We start from the raw sequence: 1,072 nt of genomic DNA, 5'->3' as shown, positions 1-1,072 counted from the left end.
CCTATGAAAGTAACCAAACTCACCACCTATCGGCTGCCGCCGCGCTGGATGTTCTTAAAAATCGAGACCGACGAAGGCATCGTCGGCTGGGGCGAGCCGGTCATCGAAGGCCGGGCCAAAAGCGTCGAGGCCGCGGTGCATGAACTCGGGGAGTACGTCATCGGCCAGGACCCGGCGCGGATCAACGATATCTGGCAGACCCTGTATCGCGCCGGTTTTTACCGCGGCGGACCGATTTTGATGAGCGCCATCGCCGGTATCGACCAGGCGTTGTGGGACATCAAAGGCAAGGCGCTGGGCGTACCGGTCTATCAGCTGCTGGGCGGCCTGGTGCGCGACCGCATCAAGGCCTACAGCTGGGTGGGCGGCGACCGGCCGGCCGATGTCATCGCCGGCATGAAAAAACTGACGGAAATCGGCTTCGATACCTTCAAGCTGAACGGCTGCGAAGAGATGGGCCTGCTCGACAATTCCCGTAAAGTGGACGCGGCGGTGGCGGTGGCGGCGCAGGTGCGCGAGGCCATGGGTAACGATATCGAGTTCGGCCTGGATTTCCACGGCCGGGTCAACGCGCCGATGGCTAAAGTACTGATCAAGGAGCTGGAGCCTTATCGCCCGCTGTTTATCGAGGAGCCGGTGCTGGCGGAGCAGGCGGAGTACTATCCGCGGCTGGCGGCGCAAACCTCGATCCCCATCGCCGCCGGCGAACGGATGTTCTCGCGCTTTGAATTCAAACGCGTGCTGGCGGCCGGCGGCCTGGCTATCGCCCAGCCCGACCTGTCCCACGCGGGCGGCATTACCGAATGCCTGAAAATCGCCTCGATGGCGGAAGCCTATGATGTGACGCTGGCGCCCCATTGTCCGCTCGGCCCCATTGCCCTGGCCTCCTGCCTGGCGGTGGATTTTGTTTCCTATAACGCGGTGTTGCAGGAGCAAAGCATGGGTATTCATTATAATAAAGGCGCCGAACTGCTGGATTACGTTATAAATAAAGACGACTTCAAAATGACCGACGGCTATTTTTATCCGCTAAATAAACCGGGCCTGGGCGTGGAGATTAATGAAGAGCTGG

General features: G+C 60.3%; 1 protein-coding gene. It reads left to right on the top strand.

Annotated features, from left to right (window positions below):
* Window positions 1-3: 3 nt before the first annotated feature.
* Window positions 4-1,072: galactonate dehydratase (dgoD, locus tag GRH90_RS25865; protein WP_162368816.1), on the top strand; the 1,069-nt coding region annotated here is incomplete at its 3' end.

This window comes from Acerihabitans arboris, assembly GCF_010131535.1.
GTDB lineage: Bacteria > Pseudomonadota > Gammaproteobacteria > Enterobacterales > Enterobacteriaceae > Acerihabitans > Acerihabitans arboris.
Note: the sequence above shows the minus strand (reverse complement) of the source record. Positions and strands in the feature narration are given on the sequence as shown.